Origin of the sequence: Nonomuraea spiralis, assembly GCF_014648435.1 — a bacterium.
In the GTDB taxonomy this organism is placed as follows: domain Bacteria; phylum Actinomycetota; class Actinomycetes; order Streptosporangiales; family Streptosporangiaceae; genus Nonomuraea; species Nonomuraea spiralis.
The window spans coordinates 513,829-537,312 of the sequence record NZ_BMRC01000003.1 but is presented as its reverse complement, the minus strand read 5'-3'; the positions used below and the strand labels follow the sequence as shown (position 1 = coordinate 537,312).

The window sequence follows — 23,484 nt, the reverse complement described above, 5'->3', positions numbered from 1 at the left end:
CTACCCGCTGAACGGCGGTGAACTCCCAGCTTCGTTGAGTTCCGCGATGGCCAGCTCGGCCGTGCTGCGGATGTCGAAGAACTTGTCCAGCGCGGTGATCGCGAACAGATGCTTGCACCGGCCGTTGAGCCCGGACAGCAGCAGTTTGCCGCCGGAGGCGGTGACGGCCTTGTGCAGGTAGACCAGCACGGACAGGCCGGAGGAGTCACAGACGCTGACGGCCTGCATGTCGATGACGAGGAGCGGCGGCTGGGTGAGGTCGAGCGCCTTCGTGACACGGTCGCGAACCTCGGCCGCGGACCCGAAGTCGAAATCCCCCGTCAGCCGTGCGATGACGCAGGGTCCCTGGAGTCCGAGGCTGATCGACAAGGCCTGCTCCGAAGTCACCCAGCTCCACCTACCCGCGTCGCTTCCCGTTTGCCGTCACTTCCCGACCACTTTACGAGAAGTAGCGACTCGGGTTGAACACCAGCATCTGCTCGATCTGGTCGTCGGTCACACCAGAGGCGAGCAGTGCGGCCAAAACGTCATCGTGAATGTGATCGTAGCGCCAGTTCGGCGCGAGCGTGCCCCTGGCCTCGTCCCATGCGCCGCCGAAGTAGTCCATGAAGCAGGCCGCGTCGTGGCTGAGGACCATCCGGTCGGCGTATCCGCGCCCGCACAGGGCCGCGATCGTGGCCACGCGCTGCTCGGTCGGGTTGTAGACGTCGAGCCCGAAGCGGTCCATCCCCAGCGTCGCGCCGGTGTCGGCCAGGCGCATCAGGTAGTCGAGATCGTTGCTGTCGCCGGCGTGCCCGATGACCACCTTCTCCAGGTTCACCCCTTCCTTGGCGAACAGGTCGAGCGCGAGCAGCCCGCTCTGGGTGAAGGAGTTCGTGTGTACGGTGATCGGCGCCCCGGTCCGTACGTGTGCCCGCGCGACGGCCCGGCAGATGCGCTCGACGCCCGGCGTCAGGCCCTTGTGCTCCACCACGCACTTGAGGAACGCGGCCTTCACCCCGGTGTCGGCGATGCCCTCGGTGAGGTCCCTGACGAAGTCGTCGATCATCGGGTCCGGCACGTCGATGAACAGGCCGGGGCCGCGGTGCTCGTACTGGTGGGGCAGTTCCTCGAAGGCGTAGATGCCCGTGGCGACGATGATGTTGAGGTCGGGCACGCCGGCGGCGACGCGCTGGACGCGCGGGATGTAGCGGCCCAGCCCCCACACCGTCGGGTCGACGATCGTGCGTACGCCCTTGGCCGCCACCGCGCCGAGCTTGGCGATCGCGTCGGCGACCCGGAACTCCTCGTCCCACCAGGCGCCTTTGCCGTAGTTGTCCAGGTGCTCGGTGGCCACGACGAACACGTGCTCGTGCATCAGCGTCTGGCCGAGTTCGCCGACGTCGACCGGGCCGCGGACGGTGTTGACGGTGGGCATGGGAGCCTCCATACCGACTGGTCGGGAAGTGCGCCCAACCTAGGCCGCCCCTGCCGCACCGTCAACCATCCGTGACGAGATCACCCCGGCGTGTCCGCACCTCACACCAGAGTCAGCGGGTCAGGCGCGGGAACAGCGGCTCGGGTCGCGGCAGCCGCTCCCCCGCCACCGCCGCCGCCACGCGCCCCGCCGCCGTCGGCAGGAACGGCTCCAGTTCCACGGCCAGCGTCCGGCACGCCGCCACCAGCACGCCCAGCGACGCCTCCCGCTCCCGCGCGCCCTGCTGCCACGGCCGGACGGTCTCGACGTACTTGTTCGCCTCCTCCACCAGCCGCCACACCGCCCCGGCGGCCCGGCGGAAGTCGAAGTCCCGCAGCGCCCCGTGCACGTCCCCCGGCCCGAACTGCGCGCGGGCGTCCGGGACGTGCCCGTCCAGGAACCGGTGGACCATGGTGACCACCCGGTTGACCAGGTTGCCCACGCCGTTGGCCAGGTCCGCGTCGGCCCTGGCGATCAGGCGTTCCTCGGTGAAGTCGGCGTCGCCCACGCGCGGCACCTCGCGCAGCAACCACCACCGCACGGCGTCCACGCCGTACGCGTCCACCAGCGCCACCGGATCAGCGGCCGTACCGGACGACTTGCTGATCTTGCGGCCGTCCGCGGTGAGGTAGTCGTGCACGAAGATCTCCGAAGGCAGCGGCTCACCCGCGGCCAGCAACATCGCCGGCCAGTAGACCGCGTGGAAGCGGATCACCCCCTTGCCGAGCAGGTGGACCTTGTGCGGCTCGGCCACCCACCAGCGCTCGTAGTCGGTCCCCTCCAAGGCCGTGATGTAGTTGGCCAGCGCGTCCCACCACACGTACACGACCTGGGTGGGATCCCCCGGCACCGGGATGCCCCAGCCGCGGGCGCGGGCCGCGGACCGGGAGACGCTGATGTCCTCAAGGCCCGCCTCGACGAACGCCAGCACCTCGTTGCGCCGGGCCGCGGGCTCGATGCGCAGGCCGCCGCCGCGGATCAGGTCGAGCAGGGCGTCCTGGTAACGGGAGAGCCGGAAGAACCAGTTACGCTCCGACACGACCTGCAGCGGCGCCTCGTGCCCTTCCGTACAGGGGCCTTCGGGGTAGAACTGCTCGCAGCCGACGCAGTAGAGCCCTTCGTAGTGCCGCTGGTAGAGGTCGCGTTCGACGGCCTTCCAGATGCGTTCGACCCCGGCCCGGTGGCCGGGGTGGCTGCTCGTCCTGATGAAGGCGTCGAAGGACAGGTCCAGCGGCTCGCGCAGCCCCTCGAAGGCGGCCGCGTTCCGGTCCACCAGCTCCCGTACGGGCACCCCTTCCGCCTCGGCCGCCAGCACGTTCTTGAGCGAGTTGTCGTCGGTCCCGGTCTGGAACCGTACGGGGTCGCCGCGCCGCCGGTGGTGCCGGGCCAGCACGTCGGCCTGGACGAGCTCCAGCGCGTGCCCGAGGTGCGGGCGGGCGTTGACGTAGGGGATGGTCGTCGTGATGTACATCGGTCGCCTCCAGAAGGGGCCCGAACACGACGAGAGGCCCCGGGTCGCAGGGCCTCAAGTGGACGTCGCCGGTGAAACCCCCTACGGGGTCATCATCACCGGGCTCGTCGTCATACCTGGGATCGTAGCGTTCTCAGGCCAGTCCGGCGAGCTTGTAAAGCACCAGCGATCCGGCCACGGCCACGTTGAGGCTGGCCCCGGTGCCGATCATCGGGATCTCGACCACGGCGTCGAGCAGGTCGAGCGCCTCGGCGGGGATGCCGGTGGCCTCATGGCCGAGCACGACGACGGTCGGCTCGCGGGCCATCGGCAGGTCGGCCAGCCTGATGGCGTTCTCGGCCAGTTCGACGCCCAGCACGCGGTCGCGCCGCGAGGCCAGCCAGGGCAGCGGGTTCACCCAGTGCACGCACGCCCCGGTCCGCAGGGTGTTCCCCTTGGCCAGCGCGTCGGGCACCCAGGGCAGGCGCGGCACGGCCATGCACGCTCCGGCGGCGTCGCAGGTGCGCAGCAGGGTGCCGAGGTTGACGCCGTACATGGGCCACAGGGGGGCGACGGTGAGGTGGCCAAGGCATCGGGGCCGTCTGCGCCGCCGCTGGGCCCGGAGCTCTCTGGGGGTACGCACCCGGATCCCGCTCATGCGGCCGGGCGGAGGTTCCTTACGCGGACGTTCACGAGGAGGGCGCTTTCGTCGGCACGCCCGGGCCATCTCCGAAGGGAATCACCGCCAGTCTACGCCACCGGGCCCCGGCGGCACGATCACGCACGGCGGCGACGGCGTACCGCCCAGGCGATCAGACCGGCGGCGAACACGGCCGCGCCCGCGAGCACGGAGGCCGGCGGCAACGTGAACGCCAGCACCAGGCACAGGACCAGCCCGAGCACCGGAACGGCCTTGACCGGGGCGCCTTCGGCCCGCGAGAGCGTCAGCGCGCAGGCGTTGGCGATCGCGTAGTAGACCAGCACCCCGAACGACGAGAACCCGATCGCGCCACGCAGGTCGGCCACCAGCAGCAGCACGACCACCGCGGCCCCGACCGCCGCCTCGGCCCGCCGCGGGACCCGGCGCACCGGGTCGACCGCCGCCAGCGCCCCCGGCAGGTCACGCTCCCGGGCCATCGCCAGCACCGTACGCGAGACGCCGAGCAGCAGCGCGAGCAGCGCCCCGAGCGAGGCCACCGCCGCCCCCACCCCCACGACCGGGACCAGCCACTCGACCCCGGCCCGGCGCGCGACGTCCGCGAGCGGCGCCCTGGACCCGGCCAGCCCGGACGGCCCCAGCGTCCGCAGGGCGGCCACGGCGATCAGCGTGTAGACGACGAGCGTGACGCTCAGCGCGATGCCGATCGCCCGCGGGATGGACCGGGACGGATCACGTACTTCCTCGCCCAGCGTGGCGATCCTGGCGTACCCGGCGAAGGCGAAGAACAGCAGCCCGGCGCCCTGGAGCACTCCCCACAGCCCGGGCCCGGCGAGCACACCCGGCGCCACGGGCGGCGTGCTCTCGCCGGTCAGCCCGGCGGCGATCACCGCCGCCAGCACGGCGAGCACGAGCACGACGATCACCCGGGCGACCGTGGCCGAACGCTGGACGCCGTAGAGGTTGAGCAGGGTGAGCGCGACGACCGCCGCGACGGCCAGGGGCCTGGCCGCGCCGGGGGCGACGTACGCGCCGAAGGTGAGGGCCATCGCGGCGCACGAGGCCGTCTTGCCGATCGTGAAGCCCCAGCCCGCCAGGTAGCCCCACAGCGGGCCGAGCCGCCGCCTGCCGTAGACGTACGTGCCGCCGGACTCGGGGTAGAGGGCGGCCAGGCGGGCCGAGGACGTGGCGTTGCAGTAGGCCACGACGGCGGCCAGCGCGAGCGCGGCGAGCAGCCAGGCTCCCGCCGCGGCGGCGGCCGGGGCGAAGGCGGCGAACACGCCGGCGCCGATCATCGCGCTCAGCCCGACCACGACCGCGTCACCGGTCCCGAGCCGCCGCGCCAGCCCCTCAGCCACACCCACCCACCGGAAACGCCCCCGCCCAACGCCCACCACGCGGGCCCCGTGACGGACACCCCCGGTCAGCGGCGTCGCCGATGACGGATCCCATCGTGGGGTCGGGAGACCCGTCAGGCAAGCCCGCCGTTCCCGCCCCGCGGCCCCCGCTCTGCCGGACGACGCGGCGGCCGTCAGGAGGCCCGCGAGATCGCCTCCGGCCCCGGGACCACCAGCACCGGACGGCGGGCATGATGCAGGACCCGGTCCGACGTGCTGCCCAGCAACAACGACCGCACCCCGCCCAGCCCCCGCGTCCCCGTCACGATGAGCGTGGCGTCGATCTCGTCGGCCACGTCCACGATGGTCGACCACACCGCCACCGAGTCCAGGTCGCACCGGGGTGTGGCGTCGAGTCCGGCCTCGCGGGCCAGCTCGGCGCCGTGCCCGGCCAGCTCGGTCATCGCCTGGCCGATCGCCTCGTCCTCGGCGGCGGTGTTGTCGAGGGTCATCATCAGCCCGGCCGAGGCCCGGGCCGAGGTCATCGCCAACCGCTCCCAGACGGTCAGCACGACGGCCGACCTGTCCTGCACGGCCCGTCCGGCGAAGGCGATGGCGGCCTTGGCGTCGTCCGAACCGTCGTAGGCGATCAAAATGCTCATCTTCACAACTCCTTGGCCGAGGTCAGGTGCCTGTCCTCTTACCAGGAGCGGACCGTTCTCACGCGAAAGGGGCGGGAAGATCATCCCGCCCCTGCCCGACGACCCACCGGCCGGCGCCCGTCAGGCCAGTACGGCCGACACCCGCCGCGCCGCCGGCCTGAGCATCGACAGGCCCGCCAGCGCCAGCACCCCCAGCTCGGTCACGACCACGACCCGCTGCGTCAGGCCCGCCGGGATGTCGTCGTTGCTCAGGGGGATGCCGAACATGCGCACCACGTACGGGACCACGACCAGCAGCAGGGCGCCGAGGGCGATCCCGCTCAGCACGCGCATCGACCTGGCGTACCGGATCCTGGTCTTGGCCAGCAGGAAGCCCGCGGCGGGCATCACCAGGAAGGCGGCGAAGGCGGCGTACCGGTGGATGCCTCCCGACAGCGAGAGCGGCACACCCGGACGGTCGGTCGGGAACGCCCCGATCAGGAACATGCTCGCCCCCCACGCCAGCAGCAGCGCGACAACCCAGCGGTTCGCCCCGGAACGGCGCAGCGCCTCGGCGATCATCCCGGAGCCCACGGCGAACAGCGTCAGCGACGTCGGCAGCAGCCATCCGGACGCCTGGAAGGCGTACTCGCTGATGACGCTGTGCAACGGGTCGAGGCCCGATTCGGCGTGCAAGGTGAGCATGGCGCCGGTCCCGGTGCCGATGGCCGCGAATCCACTGACAAGCAATCCCCTCATGCCTTAAAGCTCGCGTAACACGGCTTTTGCCAACATCGGAGATGAGCCCCAGCGAGCCCTGACTCATCCCCTAATACCTTGGTCGCGGGACTCCGGGGTCGTGCTCACGACCTGGGAAAAGATGACCCTGGGTAGGGTTTGCCCCCTCAGGGTGGCTACAGCTGACTGCACGCTGATTTGACTTTGAGTGCACTCAAAGGGTGAACCTGGATGCATGACGATCCAAGAGGCCGCCCAGCGTTCGGGCCTCAGCGCCCACACATTGCGCTACTACGAGCGTATTGGGCTCATCCACTCGGTCGGCCGCAACCACAGCGGGCATCGGGACTACGCGGAGGAGGATCTCCAGTGGCTGGATTTCCTCACCAAGCTCAGGACCACCGGCATGCCCATCGCGGACATGTGCCGCTACGCGGAGCTGCGCCGGATGGGCGAGCACACCTCCGGCGAGCGCCTGGCCATGCTGGAGCTGCACCGCGAGCGCGTACGGGCCAGGATCGCCGAGCTCAGTCAGGACATGAAGGTCCTCGACTACAAGATCGACGTCTACAAGGGACGGGTATGAACAAGCGTGTTCTCGGAACCGGCGGCCCGCAGGTCTCGGCCCTCGGCCTGGGCTGCATGGGCATGTCAGAGTTCTACGGCGAAGGTGACGAAAAAGAGTCGATCGCGGTCATCCACCGCGCCCTCGACCTTGGCATGAATTTTCTAGACACAGCCGACATATATGGAATGGGGCGCAACGAAGAGCTGGTCGGCCGGGCCGTCAAGGACCGCCGCGACGAGGTCGTGCTGGCGACCAAGTTCGGCATCAACCGCCAGGACGGCTCCCGTACGGTCGAGAACAGCCCCGAGTACATCAGGGCCGCCTGCGACGCCTCCCTCCGCCGCCTCGGCGTGGACCACATCGACCTCTACTACATGCACCGCCGCAACCCCGACGTGCCGATCGAGGAGTCGGTCGGCGCCATGGCCGAGCTGGTCGAGCAGGGCAAGGTAGGCCACCTCGGCCTCTCGGAGGTGAGCGCGGACACGCTGCGCAAGGCCGCCGCCGTCCACCCGATCGCCGCGCTGCAGAGCGAGTACTCGCTGTTCACGCGCGGCCTGGAGGCCGAGATCCTGCCCGCGGCCAGGCAGGTGGGCACCGCGCTGGTGGCCTACTCGCCGATCAGCCGCGGCCTGCTCGGCGGCACGCTGCCGAGCGCCGACCAGCTCCCGGACGACGACTTCCGCAAGCACATGCCCCGGATGGCCGGCGCGAACGCCGAGCACAACGCCGCCCTGGTGGCCGAGGTGCGCAGGATCGCCGAGGCGGCCGGCATCACCGCCGCGCAGCTCTCGCTGGCCTGGCTGCTCGCCCAGGGCGACGACGTCGTGCCGATCCCCGGGACCAAGCGACTGACGTACCTGGAGGAGAACGCCGCGGCGGCCGACGTCACGCTGACCGCCGACCAGCTCGACGCGCTGGCCAGGGCCGTGCCGCCGGACGCCGTCCGCGGGGACCGCTACGCGAGCATGGCGGAGGTCGAGCGTTAGTCCCGCGGCCTGGTCACGCCGGTCACGGCCACCAGCGCGACCAGGACGACGGCCGTCAGCGGGATCGGCGCCGGCGTGAGCGCCGACAGCAGCACGAGCAGGGCCGCGCCCAGGAACGCCACGTCGTCGGCCACGCCGTAGCGGTGGGGCCGCACGTGCAGCGCCCACACCATGAACAGGAACACCGCGACGGGCACCGACACGGCCAGCGCCACGCCCGTGGACGGCAGGTGGGCCGTGCCCGAGATGTGGTCGATGTTCACTTCGACGCCCGCGCTGAAGGCGCCGACGGCCGCGAAGATGGCGTAGTGGCCGTACCCCCAGAGGATGGCGCGCCTGCTGGAGTCGAGGATCTCGGCGGTGGGCGAGTCGAAGTACAGCCACCACATGGCGAACGCGATCACCAGCGCGCCCAGGGCCAGGACGATCAGCTCGGGCCCCAGGCCGACGCCGCGCGCCTCGGCCTGGACGGCGACCGTCGCGGCCAGCACGTTCTCGCCCATCATGATGATCGTGAACAGGCCGTACCGCTCGGCGATGTGGTGGGGGTGCCAGGCGGTCGGGCTGCCGTGCTCGGCCCAGACGGGCACCGAGAGCTCCAGCACCACGCCGAGCGCGAACGCGGCCAGGTACCACTCCCCCGGCGCGACCAGCAGCAGGATCCAGCCGGCCTGCGCGACGCAGATCCCGACGGCGTAGCGCACGGCCGTACGCCGTCCTGGCCGGTCGGCGGAGGCCGCCCGGAGCCAGTGGGCGGCCATGGCCAGGCGCATGATCAGGTATCCGGCGTAGACCACCCGGAAGTCGTGGTCCTGGAACGCCCTGGGCACCCCGGCGGCCAGCACCAGCACGCCCGAGATCTGCACGAGCGTGGTCAGCCGGAACAGCCAGTCGTCGTTGTCGTAGGCGGAGGAGAACCAGGTGTAGTTCATCCACGCCCACCAGATGGCGAAGAACGTGGTCAGATATCCCAGGACGCCCTGGGCCACGTGCCCTTCGCTGAGCGCGTGGTGGAGCTGGGAGCCGGCGAACGAGACCGCGACCACGAAACACAGGTCGAAGAAGAGTTCGAGGTTGGTGGCGGTGCGATGGGACTCGCCCGCGTCGCGCGCCCGCATGGGCCGGAGGCGGATCACCCTCCGATGTCTACACCAGAGAGGGCGGCAGGTCGAAATACACGCGGATCGTGGTCGCGCCGACGCGGGTGTGGACGCGTACGAGGTCGCTGAGCAGGTTGACGATGAGCAGGCCGCGCGAGCCGAACCGGTGGGCCTCGACGGGCCTGCGCCCGGCCAGCGGGTCGGTGATGTGACCGGTGTCGGCGACCTCGCAGACCAGCCGCGTGTCCTCGGTCCAGACCCTGATCAGGCCGGCGCCGCCGCCGTGGTCGAGGCTGTTGGCGCCGAGCTCGGCCACCACGAGGCGGAGGTCGTCGAGCCGGTCGCCGGCCAGGCCCGCCGCGCCGCCCCGCTCGGCGGCCAGGTCGCGGGCCGCCGACAGGTTGGTGCGGTCGAAGCGCAGCGCGACGCCCGCCACCGGCTCGCCGAACGGCCGGTTGTGCGCCTCGACGACCAGGCCGGGCGCGTAGTGGGGGCTGGCCCGCTCGCCGGTGGCGTCGCGCAGCACCGGGTGGGTGCGCTCGGCCTCGCGCAGCACCTCGGGCTTGAGCCCCTCCAGGTCGTACGGGCACAGGATCGTGACGCGGCGGCCGGTGAACGACAGGTTGATCAGTGCCTCGTGCTGGGCGCAGGCCGGGTACTCGGTCTCCGAGCGCCCCGGCCAGACGGGCTCGCCGATGATCCGTACGTGCCGGTCGGGATGCCGGTCGGCGACCTCCCGCAGCACGGCGGGGATGATGCGCCCGGGATTGCGGCCCGCCACGCCCATGTCGAGCAGGGTCACCCGCGCGGCGTCCGCGCCGAGCCCGGCCTCGATCCTGGCGAGGTTCCCCGCAGGCACGGCCACCGCGACGGGCTCGCCCGCGGCCAGCCCCTCGCGTACGAAAGCCGTGGTGGCAGCCACGTACTCCCGGTCGCCTCGGTAGAAGAGGGCCGGGTGCGCGAAAGGCTCAGCCGACATCAGGCTCACGCTACCTCCGCTTGAGGACTTCCCGACAAATTGCTGGGTATCTACGGGGTGTGAAGAGACTTCAGATCGTGCGCAGGCCCCGGCGGGGGCGTCGGCACTCCCACCTCGATCTGCGGACCCCTTCGGGGCGACGCCTCCCGTTCTGACCGCTTCGAACCTATGCTCTAGACATGCCGGAAATGCAGATGCGGGTCTCCGACGAGGACCGGGAGCGTGCGACAGGACAGCTCCAGCGTGCCTTCGCCGAAGGCCGCCTCACGCGCCCCGAGCTCGAAGACCGGCTTGAGCTGGCGCTCACCTCGAAGACCTACGGCGACCTGCTCGGCCTGATCACCGATCTGCCCGCCGAGGCGCCCCCGGCCGACGACGTGGTCGAGCTGGAGTCCAAGAGCGGCCACGTACGCCGCTCGGGCGACTGGGCCGTCCCCCGGCGCCTGCGGGTCTCCTCCAAGTACGGCAGCGCCGAGCTCGACCTGTCCCAGGCCGTCATCCCCCACCCGGTCGTCGACCTCGAACTCGACCTCACGTACGGCTCCGCGAAGATCATCGTGCCCGAGGGCGCCGTGGTGAACGTGGACGCCTTCCATACCGAGTGGGGCCAGACCTCCGTCTCCGACGTACCGGGCAGGCGGCGGCCCGGGACGCTCTACGTGGTGGTGAGCGGCCGGGCCAAGTACGGCGGCCTGCGGGTGCGCTATCCGCGCAGGCGCTGGTTCACCCACTGATGGAAGGCCGAGATGTGGTGCTCGCTCGGCACCAGCACCCCGCCCGCCCGGTAGGCGCGTGAGCCCATGCCGAGCTGGGTGCGCTCGCAGGCGTCGAAGTCCTGCTCGTTGACCCGGTGGAACAGCTCGACCGACGACGACAGATCGGCGCCCGAGGCCACCACGTCGGGGTGGTAGAGCCAGTCGCACTCGATCACCGTGCGGTCGGCGGCCATGGGGAACATGCGGTGCAGGATCACGTGGTCGGGCACCAGGTTGACGAACACCTGCGGCTTGACGGTGATCGCGTAGTAGCGGCGGTCCTGCTCCGGCGCCAGGTCGGGGAGCCGGTCGAAGCCCGCGCCGCCGTCCACGGTGAAGCCCTCGGCGCGCTCGGCGAACTCGGCTCCGTGACCCACGTAGTACTGGGCGGCGTACCCGCCGGCGAACTCGGGCAGCACGGCCACCAGCTCGGGGTGGATCGTGGCGCAGTGGTAGCACTCCATGAAGTTCTCGACGACGAGCTTCCAGTTGGCCTTGACGTCGTAGATGATCCGGCGGCCCAGGGCGAGCCGGTCGACCTGGTAGTTCTCGATGGCCGCGGGGTCGCCGAGACGCTCGGTGGCCGCGTACGTGACGGTGTCCTCGAAGGAGGGCGGCTCGCCGGCCAGGCACACCCACGCGTACCCGAGCCATTCGCGCAGGTGCACCGGGACCAGGCCGTACTCGACGCGGTCGACGTCGGGCATCTTCGCCAGGTTGGGCGCGGCGGCGAGCCTGCCGTCCAGGTCGTAGGACCAGGCGTGGTAGGCGCACCTGATCGTCCGTCTGACCTCGCCCTGCTCCTCCATGCACAGCCGGGCGCCGCGGTGGCGGCAGACGTTGAGGAAGGCGCGCAGCCGCCCGTCACGCCCGCGGACCACGATCACGCTCTCCGCGCCCACCTGGACGGTACGGAACGCGCCCGGCCCCGGCAGGTCACCGGCCCGTACGGCGCAGAACCACATGTTCTCGAAGATCTTGGCCTGCTCCTCGGCGAACAGGTCGGGATCGGTGTAGGAGCGGCCGGGAAGGGTGGAGATCAAGCTCGACGTGGTGGTCAACCGACACCCCTTGTTGCGTATTACGCACCGAGTTGCTCTATATGCGACATCGTCCGGCGGCCTTCACGAGGCTGTCAAGAGGTAGCTGCTGAACCTGCGCAGCGACGCCGTGTGCAGCCGGGTCGCCATCCAGTCGGGGAACAGCCCCGCGTACGACCGCTGCCTGTTGGTCACCTCACTGCTGGCGAGCAGGGCGGGCCGCCGCGCGATCCGCGCCCTGGCCCGCTCGTACGCGCGCAGGTCGCCACCGACCGACCGGGTGAGCAGCCAGGCGTCCTCCAGCGCCTGATTGGCGCCCTGCGCCATGGTCGGCGGCATGGTGTGGGCCGCGTCCCCGGCCAGCGTCGTCGGGCCCCTGCCCCAGATCGCGGGGATCGTGTGCCGATGGTGCGGGAAGAAGTCGATCTCGTTCATCGTCTCCAGCACCGTGGGCACCGGGTCGGCCCAGCCGCCGAATCGCTCACGCAGCCGCCGTACGATGTCGGGGTCGTCCTTCCAGAACGGCCCGCCGGGTGACGCCTGGACGTCGAACCACCACAGCAGCCTGCCCTCGCCCGCCGGGATCAGCCCGCACAACTCCCGCCGTCCGGCGATCATCACCGCCCTGCGTGCCCCGGTCAGCGAGGTCGGCGCGGTGGTGAAGCCCTGCCAGGTGACCCAGCCGCTCAACGTGGCGGGGTCGTCCCCCCACAGGGCACGCCGCACCGCCGACCTGCGGCCGTCGGCCCCCACGAGCACGTCGCCGCGCACGGTGCGCCCGCCGGCCAGCCGTGCCTCGGCTCGTTCCGGCACCGCGTGCTCGACGCCCGCGCCGTAGACGACGGGCAGGTCGCCGGCCAGCGCCGCGACCAGTTCGCGGCGGGCCACATGGACGCACGGATGCCCGTAGCGCCGCTCGGCCGAGGTGAGATCGACGGTGAACAGCCGGCGGCCGTCCTCGGTCCACGACTCCATGGTCTCCAGCCGCCATCCGAGGTTCGCGTAGCCGATGCCGAGCTCGTCCAGGATGGCCGTGCTGCCGGGCCAGAGGGTGACCGAGCCGCCCGCCGTCCGCGGTCCGGGCGCCTCCTCGTACACCTCGACGTCGTGACCGGCGGCCAGCAGGCCGCGTGCCGCCGCGAGTCCGGCCACTCCGGCCCCCGCCACGATTACTCTCATAGAAGCCCCATTTTTAGAGACTGCAAGTATCAGATACTGGGAGTATCACAATGTCCGCGCGCGGCCGCAAGCCCGATCCCACGGTCGATCACCGCATCAGGCAGGCCGCCACCGAGCTGCTGCTCTCCCACGGCCTCGACTTCACGATGGACGACGTCGCCAGGGCGGCAGGCGTGGGCCGGGCGAGCGTGTTCCGGCGTTACGCCACCAAGCGCGACATGTTGCTCGAATCGCTCGGCGGCCTCATGAACACCCACGTCGCCGTCCCCGACACCGGCTCGCTCGAAGGCGACCTGCGCGTGGTGGTCTCCGACACCCTCGCCCTCTGGCAACACGCCGGCGTCGCCCGCCTGGCCAGGCAGATGTACGGCGAGGCCGGCCGCGACCCCGCCGTCGCCGAGATCATCCGCACCGGCATGCGCACCAGGATGGAACGCTCATGGGTCGTCTACGAGCGCGCGATCGGCCGCGGCGAGCTGCCCCCGGACGCCGACCTGTGGCTGCTCACGGACCTGTTCGCGGGTCTCGTGACCTACCGCGGCCTGCTCGACCTGCCCATGCCCGATCCCGACGAGACCGTACGGGTGCTGTTGCGCGGTTTTACGCCCGCCTGACGGCCCGGATGTTAGCGGCGTGCAAGTGGCGATCAAGCATTGATCCATAATGTCTCTCTCGTTCGGAAAACCAACGAAGGGCACCAAAAATGACTCCCCCTCGCCGACTCGCCCTCGCAGTCGCGACGATCTCTCTTGCCGCTCTGTCCACCGCTTGCGGTGCCGTCGGCCAGGCCGTTGACTGCAACAGCGCCGCCAACGAGGTCACCAAGATCGCCACCGACTGGAGCAGCGCGATCACGAAGAACGCCACGGACACCGCGGCGCTCGGGGAAGCCTCCAAGACGGCTGCCTCCAAGACCAAGGAGCTCGCCGGCAAGTACGACGGCGACGTCGCGGCCGCGCTGAACGACCTCGCCTCCGGCTTCGAGAGCCTGGAGAGCGGCGACATCAGCAAGGCGACCGAGTTCAGCGGCAAGATGAGCGGGTTCCAGTCCAAGATCACCGCCGCCTGCACCTGACCGGCCCGCGGCCGCCGCACCGCCTGTGGGGGGCAGGCCGGCGCGGCGGCCGCGTCATCCGGCTCGCCGGACCGGGGGACGGACATCGCCGGATGATCCCTTTACGCTTGCTGCCGTGACGGACGAAACGGTGATCGCACGGCCTCCGGCAAGCACCGCACTCCCCGCCAGAGTGCTCTTCCGCCATCGCGTGCGGGTCGGCGCCGTCGCGCTGCTCGCCGCGGTGGCGTACTCCGTTCTCGGGCTGGTCAAGCTGGCCACGTTCCGGGCGACCACGTTCGACCTGGTCATCGTGGATCAGGCGGTGCGCAACTACGCGCACTTCCGCCCGCCGGCCGTGCCCGTGCTCGGCGTGTTCCACGGGCGCGGCGCGGACTACCTCCAGCTCGCCGACCACTTCTCACCGATCTACGCGCTGCTCGCGCCGTTCTACTGGGTGCACGACGGGCCCGAGTCGCTGGTCGTGGCGCAGGCGTTGCTGTTCGCGGGGGCGATCCCGTTCCTGTGGTTGTTCACCCGGCGCGTGCTGGGGATCGGGCCCGCCTACCTGGTCGCCGTCGCGTACGCGCTGTCGTGGCCGATCGCGCAGGCCGTCGCCTTCGACGCGCACGAGGTGATGTTCGTCCCGCTGCTCACCGCGATCATGATCGAGCGCTACCAGGCGGGCCGCGTGCTGCCGGCGTTCCTGGCGATGCTCGGGCTGCTCCTCGTCAAGGAGGACATGGGCCTCCTGGTGATCGGGGCGGGGCTCTACCTGTTCGCCGTCGGCGACCGGATCCGCGGCGTCATGTGCGCGGTGATCGGCGCGGGCGCCGTCGTGCTCGTCCGCGGCCTGCTGATCACCTCGTTCGGCGGCGACAGCAAGGACTTCTGGGCCTACGGCCACCTCGGGCCCGACGCGCCCGCCGCGCTGCTGGCGATGGTGCGCGACCCGCTCGCCACCCTGCTGCTGCCCTTCAGCGAAGAGGCCAAGGTCGACACGCTGTTCCTGCTGGTCTGGCCGACGCTGCTGCTGTGCCTGCTGTCGCCGCTGTCGCTGGCGGCGCTGCCGCACGTGCTCGAACGCCTGCTCTCCGACCGTCCCCAGTGGTGGCAGGCCGACTTCCAGTACAGCGCGTTCACCGTCATGATCCTGTTCTGCGCCGGCGTGGACGGCCTGGCCAGGCTGCTGCGCTGGACCGGCCGCGCCGACGACAGGGGGCTCAGGCTGGCCTGGGCGGCCGCGGCCTGCGCCGTCGCCCTCACGCTGGTGCCCAAGTTCGCGCTCGACCAGCTCTACCATCCCGCCTTCTACAAGGAGGACAAGGCCGCCGCGGCGGCCGAGGCGGTGAGCAAGGTGCCCTCGGGGGTGACGGTCGAGGCGGTCAACTCCCTGGGCCCGGCGCTGACCTCGCGCACCACCGTCCTGCTCTGGAGCGCCGCCCCGCGCGGGGCGCCGTGGATCGTCGCCGACACCGCCCGCTGGGAGTTCCCGTTCGGCTCCCCGGACGACCAGCGCAACCGGGTCGGGCAACTCCTGGGCGAGGGGTACACGAAGGTGTTCGAACGCGACGGCTACGTCGTGCTCCGGCGCGGCTGACCGTACCCGGCCGATGGCGCAGAATGTCCGCATGGGAATGATCGTGCTCACCGGCGCCGCCGGGATGGTCGGCGGCGCCGTACGCGAGCGGCTCCGCGAGACCGCCACCAGGCTGGTCCTGGCCGACCGGGTGCCCATGGAGGCGCAGCCGGGCGAGGAGGCCGTCCGCACCGGCCTGTCGGACCTGGACGAGACCGTGGCGCTGGTCAAGGGCGCCGACGCGATCGTGCACCTGGCCGGGGTGCCGGACGAGGCTCCCCTGCCCGACCTGCTCGACGGCAACGTCCTGACCACGCACCGCGTGCTGGAGGCGGCCCGGCTGGCCAGCGTGCCGCGCGTGGTGCTGGCCGGCAGCAACCGCATGACCGGCATGTACCCGGCGACCGCGACGATCTCCGCCGACCTCCCGCCGCGCCCCGACGGCCTGTACGGCGTCAGCAAGGCCGCGTTGGAGGCCCTCGGCCGCCTGTACTCCGACAAGTTCGGACTTGAGGTGGTCTGCCTGCGTATCGGCAGCCTGGAGGCCGAGCCCGTCGACGTCCGCCACCTGGCGACCTGGCTGAGCCCCCGCGACTGCGCCGGCTTCTTCCACGCCGCCGTCACCACGCCCGGCCTGCGTTTCCTGGCCGCCTACGCCGTCTCGGCCAACACCCGCCGCTTCTGGCAGCTCTCCCCCGAGCTCGGCTACGAGCCCCAGGACGACGCCGAGTCCTACGCCGCCCGCGTGACCGGCGTGCCCGGCGACTTCTTCACCGACGGCGTCCCGCAGGGTGGCGACTTCGCCTCCGTGGAGTACACCCTGCGCAGGGGCGGCCTGGCCTAACGCGCGATCGCCTGCTCGTAGGCCCGGTCGAACCCCTCCAGCACCCCGGCCCACGAGCCCGCGACGGGCGGCGTCGAGCGGTTGTGCTCGGCGATCGCCCCGCGCAGCCCCGCGTCGGAGCACAGCCGGGCCACCGCCCCGGCCAGGTCGCCCAGCGTGCGGCCGAGCAGCCCCTCGGTGCCGTCCTTGACGAAGTCGGCGACGCCGCTCTGGGCCCTCGCCACCACCGGGACCCCGGCGGCCCGCGCCTCCAGGGCCGCGATGCCGAACGACTCCCTGGCCGCCGGGGCCACGAAGACGTCGGCCGACCCCAGCATCTTGGCGATCTGCTCGCGCGAGTAGCGGCCCGGCAACGACACCCAGCCGGTCATGTCGTGCTTGGCGAGAAAACGTTCCATACGGCCGCGCGCGGGACCGTCGCCCACGATCGTGGCGCGCATCGGGATCTCCGCAGGCACCCGCGCCCGCGCGGCCAGCAGCAGCCTGAGCAGCCGTACGGGCTGCTTGCGCGGCGCCAGCCGGCCGACGGCCACCACGTGGACCTCAGCGCGCGGGGCGGGCACGTCCGGGGAGGGCGCCCAGCCCGACAGGTCGAGGCCGTTGGAGACCACCCGCACCGGCACGCCCGGCCCGGCCACGGCCCTGATCGGCGCCGCCGCCGCGGTGCTCACCGTGGTGGCCACCAGCCCCCAGCGCTGCCACCCGAACGCCAGCCGCAACAGCCGGTAGAGCCCCCTCGTGACCGGGTCCCACATGCTGTGCACGGTCACCACGCACGGCACCCCCGCCCGCCGCGCCGCCCGCACCCCCATCCAGGCGAACGGCGAGACCGCGCCGGTGTGCACGTGCACCACGTCGGGCCGGGTGACGGTGATGCCCCGAGTGAGATGCCCCACTCCGAACGGGTGGACCGGCAGGTCGAAGGGCATCCTGGCGACGACCCTGCGCACGCCCGGCATCGCCTCGCCCCTGGTCGCCGTGGCCACGACCACGTCGTGCCCGGCGTCGCGCTGCGCGCGCACCAGATCGGCCACCTGGACCTCGATCCCCCCGAGTCTCGGCAGGTAACAGTCACTCACGTGAAAGATCCGCACCCCTCCCAGACTAATCTGGGCGTGTGCCTCCACGTACCGCGGTCTTCTTCCACGCCCATCCCGACGACGAGGCCCTGCTCACGGCGGGCACCATGGCGATGCTCGCGGCCGAGGGGCACCGCGTGGTGCTCGTGGTCGCGACGGCCGGCGAGCGCGGCCTGGCCGAGATCGGCCCGGGGGAGGAGCTGCGCGAGACCAGGCTCAAGGAGCTCTACGAGTCGGCCGCGCTGCTCGGCTGCGCCCGCGTGGAGTGCCTGGGCTACGGCGACTCCGGGCTCAGCCCCAAGGGCGGCATCGCCGAGGAACGCCCCGACAACGCCTTCATCGACGCCGACACCGAGGCCGCGGCCAGGGCGCTGGCGGCGATCCTGGAGGAGGAGAAGGCCGACCTGCTGTCGATCTACGACCCGGCCGGCGGCTACGGTCACCCCGACCACGTCCAGGTCCACCGGGTGGGCAAGCGGGCGGCGCAGATCGCGGGCACGGAGATCGTCCTGGAGGCGACGGTCAACCGCGACCCGCTGGTACGTCTGCTGCGCCTGGCGGGCCGGGTGTACAAGTTCCCGCCGGAGTTCGACGTACGGACGTTCGAGAGCGCGTACTCGGCCAACGACGCCATCACCCATCGGGTCAACGTCCGTCGATACACCCGGCAGAAGCGGGCCTCGATGGCCGCGCACGCCTCCCAGGCCACCGGCGGCGACAGCGACCGCACCCTCGCCGTCGTGCTGAAGGTCCCCGGCCCGCTCTACCGCCTGGTCTTCGGCACCGAATGGTACGTACGCCGCGACCTCCCCCCGGGCACCAGACTCACTCATCCTTTCGACCGGTGGCCGAAGTAGCACCTGAGAGTGACGTGCCGGGTCCGATGAGCCGTCAGACTGGTGGGCGATGAAGAACAAGCCGCTCCAGATCGCCCTGTCCGTCGTGTCGCTCGGGCTGGCGGTGCTGCTCGTGGTCTACCTGCCGCAGATCGTGCGCGCGCTCACGGGCAAACCGGTCTCCTGGCACGAGATCGGCGCGGTCTTCGGCACGCTCAGCTTCGGCGAGATCGCCCTGATGACCGCCCTGTGGCTGCTCAGCCTGCTGGCGTACACGTTCGTGCTGACCAACTCGCTGCCGGGGCTGACCAACCTCCAGGGCCTGACGCTCAACGCGGCGGGCAGCGCGGTCAGCAACCTGCTGCCGTTCGGCGGCGCGGTCGGGGTGGCGCTGTCGTTCGCCATGACCAGAGGCTGGGGCTTCGCCAACCGGCCGATCGTGGTGATGACGCTGGTCAGCGGCATCTGGAACACCTTGTTCAGGTTCATCCTGCCGGCCGTGGGCATCATCGGGCTGCTCATGGCGGGCGAGGTGCTCAACCCGACGTTCGTCAAGGCGGGCTGGACGGGCGCGATCTCCATCCTGGCGCTCTGCGCGATCGTGGCCGCCGCCCTCTACTGGGACCGCGCCGCCGTCGTCCTCGGCAAGGCGCTCGACGGCCTCACCCGGGTGCTGCGCCTGAAGGTGCACGCCTCCGACGCCTTCCACCGGCTGCGCGCCGACACCGCCGAGATCGTCCGTACGCGCTCGCTCGGCCTGTCGCTCGGCATGGTGTTCTTCCTGGGCTTCCAGTGGGCGATCATGGCCGCGTGCATGTCGGCCACCGGCGCCTGGCCGGGCCTGGCCCAGTCGATCGCCGTCTTCGCGCTGTCGCGCGTGCTGACCAGCGCCGTGGTCACGCCGAGCGGGGCCGGGATCATGGAGAGCGGGGTGGCCGCGCTGCTGATCACGTTCGGGGTGCCGGGCACTCCGGCGGTCGCGACAGCACTACTTTTCGGCTTCTGGACTTACACTATCGAGATCCCGTTCGGCGGCCTCGCACTCGGCGCGTGGGCGCTCCTGCGCAGGCGCAACGGCCGGAACGCCGCCGCGGAGTCCCCGTCCGCGATCTCGAAGGCCCCCCAGTGACAATCCCAAACCCATCAAAGACCTTGTGCGCGATTCGGAAGCGCGCATAGCGTGGCGGCTGACATGGTGGCGTTCCGAGTTCTGGGGCCAGTCGAGGCGTACGAACACGACGACGAACTCGACCTCGGCGGGTTGCGGCAGCGGGCCGTCCTCGCCCGACTTCTCGTGGCCAGAGGTCAGGTCGTGCCGGTTGACACGCTTCTTTACGATCTGTGGGACGACGACGCCGCCAAGGGCGCCCAGTCGGGTCTCCAGGTCTACATCTCCCGCCTGCGAAGGGTGCTCGAACCGGGCCGCCCGCGTGGCGGCCCCAACCGCCTGCTGGTGACCGTCGCCTCCGGCTACGCGCTGCGCGTGGCCGCCGACCAGGTCGACGCGCTGCGGTTCGAGCAACTGGTCAGGGCGGCGGGCGAGCACCTTGAGGAGGGCGACCCGCAGTCCGCCCGCGGCCGCCTGGTGAAGGCGCTGGGCCTGTGGCGCGGCACCCCCTACTCCGACTTCGCCGACCAGCCCTGGGCCGAGGCCGAGGTCAACCGGCTGGCCGAGCTGCGCCTGGTGGCCCGCGAGCGCCACGCCGACACCGGCCTGCGGCTGGCCCTGCACGCCGAGACCGTGCCCGACCTGGAGGCGCTGACCACCGAGCATCCGCTGCGCGAGGAGGGCTGGCGGCTGCTGGCGCTCGGCCTCTACCGCTGCGGCCGGCAGGGCGACGCGCTGGCCGCGCTGCGCAGGGCCAGGAACATGCTGGCCGACGAGCTGGGCATCGACCCGGGCCCCGCGCTGCGCAAGCTGGAGTCCGACATCCTGGCCCAGTCCCCCGAGCTGGAGCTGGCCGCGCCGCCGCGCCCGGCCAGGCCCGCGCCGGTCACCGACACCTGGCCGCCGCGGCCGGCCGCCGCCCACGTCGAGCCGCCGCCGCTGGAGCCCGAGCCGTTCGTCGGCCGCGACGCCGAGCTGGCCAGGCTGACCACGGCCGCCTCCCGTACCGGGCGGTTCCAGGTCGCGATCGTGACCGGGGTCGCGGGCGCGGGCAAGACCACGCTGCTGCGCCAGCTCGACGGCCGGCTCGGCACCGACGGCTGGATCACCGCCTCCGGCGCCTGCCCCGACTCCAGCGCGACCCCGCCGGGCTGGGCCTGGGTGGAGATCCTGCGCTCGCTGATCGGCATGACCGGCGCCGGTGAGTACGCCCAGCTCCTCGCCCCCCTGCTCGACGACACCGCCCCCGACCCCGACGAGGACGAGGTCTCGGGCGGCTTCCGCCTCCACCGCGCGGTCGGCGGCTACCTCGCCGGCGTGGCGCGCCGGGCGCCGGTGCTGCTGACGCTTGAGGACCTCCACTGGGCCGACGACCAGACCCTGGCCCTGCTGCGCGCGCTGCCGAGCCTGCTGGCCACCAGCCGCGTCCTGCTCGTCGTGACGTGCCGGGAGAGCGAGCTCGACGACCGGCAGTCCGACGTGCTGGCGGCGCTGGCCCGCCTGGAGCCTGTCCGCGTGGGCCTGTCGGGCCTCGACCCCAAGGCCGTGGCCGAGCTGGTCAAGGCCACCTGCGTACGCGAGATCGACGAGCACGCGGTCGAGTCCATCGTCGAGCGCACCGGCGGCAACCCGTTCTTCGTGCGTGAGACCGTGCGCCTGCTCGACGCCGAGGGCGCGGCCGACCGGGCCAGCGCCACGCAGGTGCTCTCGCGGGTGCCCTCGGGCGTACGCGACGTGCTGCGCCGGCGCATCTCCCGGCTGCCCGCGGGCGCCCAGCAGATCCTGCTCCAGGCCGCGGTGATCGGCCGCGACGTCGACCTCGACGTGCTGGTCACGGTGGCCGCCGACGAGGACGCGGTGATCGAGGCGGTCGAGGCCGCGCTGCTGGCCGGGCTGGTGACCGAGCCGGGGCCCGGTCTGCTGCGTTTCGACCACGACCTGGTGCGCGACACGATCTACTCCGACGCCTCCCGGCTGCGCCGCACCCGGCTGCACGCGGCCGTCGCCTCGGTGATCGAGCAGCGCACCCCGTCCGACGTGGCGGCGCTGGCCCATCACTACTTCCTGGCCGACGCGGCCGGGAAGGCCGTCCACTACGCGGGCCTGGCCGCCGAGCAGGCCGAGCGGCGCTTCGCCCACCGCGAGGCGGCCACCCTGTGGGAGCAGGCCATCGCGGCCTTCGACCGCGGCGGCCCCCGTACCGACGACAAGGGGCGCGAGCCGGCGCCCGAGCGGTCCAAGGAGCGCCTGCGCCTGATGCTCCGGCAGATCAAGGCGCTGGCGCTGTGCGGCGACATGACGGCGGCCAGGCTGCTGCGCCGCCAGGCCATGGACGCCGCGCTGCCGCTCGGCGACCTGGAGATCACCGCGAAGGTGGCGGCGTCGCTGGCCGTGCCGCACAAGGGCATGGCCCGCGACTTCACCCGCACCGCGTGGGAGATCGTCGACGTCACCGAGAAGGCGCTCATCGAGCTGCCCGAGGGCGAGCAGCGCCTGCGGGCGAGCCTGCTCACCACGCTGGCGCTGGAGCTGGAGGGCTCCTCCTCGCCCGAGCGCGGGCGGCAGGCCTCGCTGGAGGCGCTGGAGCTGGCCAGGCAGAGCGGCGACCCGACGCTGATCGCGGCGGCGCTGAGCGGGCGGCTGCGCCAGTCCTACGACATCCCTGCCGTCGACACCCGCGAGAGCATCGGCAGGGAGTTGCTGGAGGTCGCCCAGCGCTCGGGTCAGATGGCCACCCAGGCCCTCGCCCACCTGGTGCTGCTGGAGTGCGCGGCGGCGAGGGGCGACTTCGCGGCAGCCGACCGGCACGCCGCCGCCGCCGACAGCCTGGCCAGGCAGTACGACCTGTCGGCCCCGGCCGCCGTCGTCGTCTGGTACGCCGGGCAGCGCCTGATGATCGCCGGCGACTACACCGGCGCCGAACGCGCCTACCGCGACGCGGCCAGGATGACCGCGCGGGCCGGCATGCTCGAAGGCCGCCAGGACCTCCCGCTGATCACGACGTTCTGCCTGCACCTGGTCGACGGCCGGGCGGCCGAGACGGTCGACCTGCTGGCGGCGGCCCACCAGCGCGGCGCCAAGTGGACCCTCGACGCCTACGCGCTGGCCCTGGCCTCGGCCGGGCACGTCAACGACGCCAGGGCGGTGGCCGCCACGCGCCCGCCGGTCCGGCCCGACTTCCTCTACGAGCTGGTGATGACCTGGCGGGCCCTCGCGGGCATGTTGCTGGACGACCGCGAGCGCATGGTCGACTGCTACGACAAGCTCAAGCCGTTCGCCGACCGGGTGGCCGGCGCGGGCACGGGCGTCGTGGCGCTGTGGCCGGTGGCGTTGACGCTCGGCGACCTGGCCATCCGGCTGGGCCAGCCCGACGCGGCGCGCGAGCACTACGAGAAGGCGCTGGAGGTGGCGCAGCGGGTGGGCGTGCCACGCTGGGTCGAGGCCGCGCGGCGCTCGGTCAGCAGCTCACCTGGAAACGCTCGCTCGTGACGGTCGCGCCCGACCCGGTGACCAGCTCGACCCGGTACCAACCGGGGTTGCCCGAGACCTGCGGCTGCCACTCGACGTTCTGACCGGCCCCGGCGAACCCGGAGTGGTCCATCAGGTAGGTGCGCCACGCCTTGGCCGCCGGGCTCCAGCGTGACAGCCGCCAGCGGTACAGGACCGTCTCGCCGGGGCGCGGGTTGACGAGCAGGCTGCGGGCCAGGAACGACCTGCCGCAGCCGGGGGCGCCGTCGTTCTGCGCGCTGAGGGCGATCTCGCCCGCCTTGGCCGGGGCGCTCTCCCCGGCCGGGGCGGTGATCGGCACCTCGCGTGCCGACAGGGTGACGGTCCGCGCGGGCTCGGCGGCCGGCCCGGCGTTGTTGTACGCGGAGAAGCCGACGTAGGCACTGGTGAAGGCGAGGGCCGCCACGAACAGCTTGACCGCGTTGGCGGTACCCCCGGCCAGAACCACTGCGCTTCTCGACGACATGATCAACACCCCTTTTGCTCAGTTCAGGTATAGGGCGGGATGGTTGAGGGGTGGTTGTCGCCTGCTTGCAGCCGTTGCCTCAGCCTTGCATGCTGATGTGGCGGAAGGCTTACTCCTTGAC

The 23,484-nt window shown here is 71.9% G+C and carries 23 protein-coding genes; 10 read left to right on the top strand and 13 right to left on the bottom strand.

The genetic code is table 11. The features are described from left to right. The 7 genes from IEZ27_RS09860 to IEZ27_RS09830 form a co-directional block, all read right to left on the bottom strand. Positions 1–387, bottom strand: a complete 387-nt coding sequence (locus IEZ27_RS09860; protein WP_125636927.1) for an STAS domain-containing protein — start codon at positions 385–387, stop codon at positions 1–3. Between the two features lie 52 nt (positions 388–439). Continuing rightward, entirely contained in the window at positions 440–1,417 is a 978-nt protein-coding gene (locus IEZ27_RS09855) for a phosphotriesterase family protein (protein WP_125636928.1), read from the bottom strand. A gap of 112 nt (positions 1,418–1,529) precedes the next feature. Next, positions 1,530–2,927, bottom strand: a complete 1,398-nt coding sequence (locus IEZ27_RS09850; RefSeq protein ID WP_189646898.1) for a methionine--tRNA ligase — start codon at positions 2,925–2,927, stop codon at positions 1,530–1,532. A gap of 133 nt (positions 2,928–3,060) precedes the next feature. After that, positions 3,061–3,462, bottom strand: coding sequence for a TrmH family RNA methyltransferase (locus tag IEZ27_RS09845; RefSeq protein ID WP_229823801.1), 402 nt, complete (start codon positions 3,460–3,462; stop codon positions 3,061–3,063). A gap of 221 nt (positions 3,463–3,683) precedes the next feature. Beyond that, the gene (locus tag IEZ27_RS09840; protein WP_229823799.1) at positions 3,684–4,922 is read right to left on the bottom strand and encodes an APC family permease; all 1,239 of its coding nucleotides are present in this window, start codon (positions 4,920–4,922) and stop codon (positions 3,684–3,686) included. Positions 4,923–5,095: 173 nt separating this feature from the next. Next, positions 5,096–5,563 carry a universal stress protein gene (locus IEZ27_RS09835; RefSeq protein WP_125636932.1) on the bottom strand — a complete coding sequence of 156 codons (468 nt, stop codon included), beginning with the start codon at positions 5,561–5,563 and terminating at the stop codon, positions 5,096–5,098. Between the two features lie 120 nt (positions 5,564–5,683). Further along, positions 5,684–6,301 (bottom strand): DUF998 domain-containing protein, encoded by a 618-nt coding sequence (locus IEZ27_RS09830; protein ID WP_189646896.1) that lies wholly within the window; start codon positions 6,299–6,301, stop codon positions 5,684–5,686. 214 nt (positions 6,302–6,515) lie between these two features. Here IEZ27_RS09830 and IEZ27_RS09825 point away from each other — a divergent pair, with 214 nt between their 5' ends. Next, positions 6,516–6,866, top strand: a complete 351-nt coding sequence (locus IEZ27_RS09825; RefSeq protein WP_125636934.1) for a MerR family transcriptional regulator — start codon at positions 6,516–6,518, stop codon at positions 6,864–6,866. Beyond that, positions 6,863–7,837 carry an aldo/keto reductase gene (locus IEZ27_RS09820; protein ID WP_189646895.1) on the top strand — a complete coding sequence of 325 codons (975 nt, stop codon included), beginning with the start codon at positions 6,863–6,865 and terminating at the stop codon, positions 7,835–7,837. The genes IEZ27_RS09825 and IEZ27_RS09820 overlap by 4 nt, the downstream gene beginning before the upstream one ends. On the opposite strand, the gene IEZ27_RS09815 is transcribed toward IEZ27_RS09820, so the two are convergent. Together IEZ27_RS09815 and IEZ27_RS09810 are read right to left on the bottom strand one after the other, a co-directional pair. Then, a complete protein-coding gene (locus tag IEZ27_RS09815) occupies positions 7,834–8,973 on the bottom strand; it encodes a low temperature requirement protein A (RefSeq protein WP_229823797.1) in 1,140 nt (379 codons plus the stop codon). The two genes, IEZ27_RS09820 and IEZ27_RS09815, sit on opposite strands and share 4 nt — an antisense overlap. A 10-nt stretch (positions 8,974–8,983) precedes the next feature. Then, complete coding sequence (locus IEZ27_RS09810; RefSeq protein ID WP_189646894.1) at positions 8,984–9,916, bottom strand: sensor histidine kinase; 933 nt, start codon at positions 9,914–9,916, stop codon at positions 8,984–8,986. 179 nt (positions 9,917–10,095) lie between these two features. Here IEZ27_RS09810 and IEZ27_RS09805 point away from each other — a divergent pair, with 179 nt between their 5' ends. Beyond that, on the top strand, positions 10,096–10,650 hold the full coding sequence (locus IEZ27_RS09805; RefSeq protein WP_229823795.1) for a DUF1707 SHOCT-like domain-containing protein: 555 nt from the start codon (positions 10,096–10,098) through the stop codon (positions 10,648–10,650). Here the strand turns inward: IEZ27_RS09805 and IEZ27_RS09800 are convergent. Continuing rightward, entirely contained in the window at positions 10,620–11,732 is a 1,113-nt protein-coding gene (locus tag IEZ27_RS09800; RefSeq protein WP_189646893.1) for an aromatic ring-hydroxylating oxygenase subunit alpha, read from the bottom strand. The two genes, IEZ27_RS09805 and IEZ27_RS09800, sit on opposite strands and share 31 nt — an antisense overlap. Before the next feature lie 63 nt (positions 11,733–11,795). After that, positions 11,796–12,890, bottom strand: a complete 1,095-nt coding sequence (locus tag IEZ27_RS09795) for an FAD-dependent oxidoreductase (protein ID WP_189646892.1) — start codon at positions 12,888–12,890, stop codon at positions 11,796–11,798. 50 nt (positions 12,891–12,940) lie between these two features. Between IEZ27_RS09795 and IEZ27_RS09790 the strand changes: the two genes are divergently transcribed. The 4 genes from IEZ27_RS09790 (at position 12,941) to IEZ27_RS09775 (ending at position 16,367) form a co-directional block, all read left to right on the top strand. Next, positions 12,941–13,504, top strand: a complete 564-nt coding sequence (locus IEZ27_RS09790; RefSeq protein WP_189646891.1) for a TetR/AcrR family transcriptional regulator — start codon at positions 12,941–12,943, stop codon at positions 13,502–13,504. A gap of 89 nt (positions 13,505–13,593) precedes the next feature. Further along, complete coding sequence (locus IEZ27_RS09785) at positions 13,594–13,965, top strand: hypothetical protein (RefSeq protein ID WP_189646890.1); 372 nt, start codon at positions 13,594–13,596, stop codon at positions 13,963–13,965. 115 nt (positions 13,966–14,080) lie between these two features. Continuing rightward, positions 14,081–15,544 (top strand): DUF2079 domain-containing protein, encoded by a 1,464-nt coding sequence (locus tag IEZ27_RS09780; RefSeq protein WP_229823794.1) that lies wholly within the window; start codon positions 14,081–14,083, stop codon positions 15,542–15,544. 31 nt (positions 15,545–15,575) lie between these two features. Continuing rightward, positions 15,576–16,367 (top strand): NAD-dependent epimerase/dehydratase family protein, encoded by a 792-nt coding sequence (locus IEZ27_RS09775; RefSeq protein WP_229823788.1) that lies wholly within the window; start codon positions 15,576–15,578, stop codon positions 16,365–16,367. Here the strand turns inward: IEZ27_RS09775 and IEZ27_RS09770 are convergent. Further along, a complete protein-coding gene (locus IEZ27_RS09770; RefSeq protein WP_229823787.1) occupies positions 16,364–17,446 on the bottom strand; it encodes a glycosyltransferase in 1,083 nt (360 codons plus the stop codon). The genes IEZ27_RS09775 and IEZ27_RS09770 overlap by 4 nt on opposite strands. A 38-nt stretch (positions 17,447–17,484) precedes the next feature. Here IEZ27_RS09770 and IEZ27_RS09765 point away from each other — a divergent pair, with 38 nt between their 5' ends. The 3 genes from IEZ27_RS09765 (at position 17,485) to IEZ27_RS09755 (ending at position 22,879) form a co-directional block, all read left to right on the top strand. After that, positions 17,485–18,303 (top strand): PIG-L deacetylase family protein, encoded by an 819-nt coding sequence (locus IEZ27_RS09765; protein WP_189646887.1) that lies wholly within the window; start codon positions 17,485–17,487, stop codon positions 18,301–18,303. A 49-nt stretch (positions 18,304–18,352) separates the two neighbouring features. Further along, positions 18,353–19,411, top strand: coding sequence for a lysylphosphatidylglycerol synthase domain-containing protein (locus tag IEZ27_RS09760; RefSeq protein WP_189646886.1), 1,059 nt, complete (start codon positions 18,353–18,355; stop codon positions 19,409–19,411). Positions 19,412–19,474: 63 nt separating this feature from the next. Continuing rightward, positions 19,475–22,879 carry a BTAD domain-containing putative transcriptional regulator gene (locus IEZ27_RS09755; protein ID WP_189646885.1) on the top strand — a complete coding sequence of 1,135 codons (3,405 nt, stop codon included), beginning with the start codon at positions 19,475–19,477 and terminating at the stop codon, positions 22,877–22,879. Here the strand turns inward: IEZ27_RS09755 and IEZ27_RS09750 are convergent. Then, positions 22,848–23,363: a hypothetical protein gene (locus IEZ27_RS09750; RefSeq protein WP_189646884.1), complete on the bottom strand. Its 516-nt coding sequence runs from the start codon at positions 23,361–23,363 to the stop codon at positions 22,848–22,850. The genes IEZ27_RS09755 and IEZ27_RS09750 overlap by 32 nt on opposite strands. Positions 23,364–23,484 lie beyond the last annotated feature (121 nt).

Coding starts and splice junctions, on each gene's coding strand:
- IEZ27_RS09820 (WP_189646895.1), top strand. CDS start 6,863: ATGAACAAGCGTGTTCTCGGAACCGGCGGCCCGCAGGTCTCGGCCCTC.
- IEZ27_RS09790 (WP_189646891.1), top strand. CDS start 12,941: ATGTCCGCGCGCGGCCGCAAGCCCGATCCCACGGTCGATCACCGCATC.
- IEZ27_RS09850 (WP_189646898.1), bottom strand. CDS start 2,927: ATGTACATCACGACGACCATCCCCTACGTCAACGCCCGCCCGCACCTC.
- IEZ27_RS09785 (WP_189646890.1), top strand. CDS start 13,594: ATGACTCCCCCTCGCCGACTCGCCCTCGCAGTCGCGACGATCTCTCTT.
- IEZ27_RS09750 (WP_189646884.1), bottom strand. CDS start 23,363: ATGTCGTCGAGAAGCGCAGTGGTTCTGGCCGGGGGTACCGCCAACGCG.
- IEZ27_RS09775 (WP_229823788.1), top strand. CDS start 15,576: ATGGGAATGATCGTGCTCACCGGCGCCGCCGGGATGGTCGGCGGCGCC.
- IEZ27_RS09760 (WP_189646886.1), top strand. CDS start 18,353: ATGAAGAACAAGCCGCTCCAGATCGCCCTGTCCGTCGTGTCGCTCGGG.
- IEZ27_RS09755 (WP_189646885.1), top strand. CDS start 19,475: ATGGTGGCGTTCCGAGTTCTGGGGCCAGTCGAGGCGTACGAACACGAC.
- IEZ27_RS09835 (WP_125636932.1), bottom strand. CDS start 5,563: ATGAGCATTTTGATCGCCTACGACGGTTCGGACGACGCCAAGGCCGCC.
- IEZ27_RS09795 (WP_189646892.1), bottom strand. CDS start 12,890: ATGAGAGTAATCGTGGCGGGGGCCGGAGTGGCCGGACTCGCGGCGGCA.
- IEZ27_RS09810 (WP_189646894.1), bottom strand. CDS start 9,916: ATGTCGGCTGAGCCTTTCGCGCACCCGGCCCTCTTCTACCGAGGCGAC.
- IEZ27_RS09845 (WP_229823801.1), bottom strand. CDS start 3,462: ATGTACGGCGTCAACCTCGGCACCCTGCTGCGCACCTGCGACGCCGCC.
- IEZ27_RS09805 (WP_229823795.1), top strand. CDS start 10,096: ATGCCGGAAATGCAGATGCGGGTCTCCGACGAGGACCGGGAGCGTGCG.
- IEZ27_RS09825 (WP_125636934.1), top strand. CDS start 6,516: ATGACGATCCAAGAGGCCGCCCAGCGTTCGGGCCTCAGCGCCCACACA.
- IEZ27_RS09830 (WP_189646896.1), bottom strand. CDS start 6,301: ATGAGGGGATTGCTTGTCAGTGGATTCGCGGCCATCGGCACCGGGACC.
- IEZ27_RS09855 (WP_125636928.1), bottom strand. CDS start 1,417: ATGCCCACCGTCAACACCGTCCGCGGCCCGGTCGACGTCGGCGAACTC.